This window comes from Streptomyces sp. SID5643, assembly GCF_009872555.1.
In the GTDB taxonomy this organism is placed as follows: domain Bacteria; phylum Actinomycetota; class Actinomycetes; order Streptomycetales; family Streptomycetaceae; genus Streptomyces; species Streptomyces iakyrus.
Genome location: NZ_WWIC01000066.1, coordinates 1 through 345, shown reverse-complemented (window position 1 = coordinate 345; position 345 = coordinate 1). Strand labels below are relative to the sequence as shown.

1 protein-coding gene is annotated in these 345 nt (G+C 67.0%); it reads left to right on the top strand.

Going from position 1 to position 345, the window contains the following annotated elements; all coding sequences use genetic code 11:
• Positions 1 to 83: 83 nt before the first annotated feature.
• Positions 84 to 345 (top strand): condensation domain-containing protein (locus GTY56_RS08105; RefSeq protein WP_161363950.1); only part of this gene is annotated, 262 nt, incomplete at its 3' end.

Here is a 345-nt window from a genome sequence, read left to right as displayed (position 1 = left end):
GTGGCCGGACTTGCACGGCGGCTTGGCAGTCAGAAGTCAGCTAGGCCGGCGTTGCGGCCGATGCGTATCCAGGAGGAGTCCTGATGATTCCGTTGTCTTTCGCGCAGCGCCGGTTGTGGTTCATCGGGCAGCTGGAGGGTCCGAGTGCCACGTACAACATTCCGGTCGTGCTGCGGTTGTCGGGCGGGGTGGAGCGTGCGGCGCTCGGCATGGCGTTGCGGGATGTGATCGGGCGGCACGAGGTGCTGCGTACGGTCTTCCCTGCCGATGGCGGTGAGCCCCAGCAGCGCATTCTCAAGCTCGACGAGCTGGAGTGGGAGCTGTCGGTGGCCGAGGTGGCGCCGG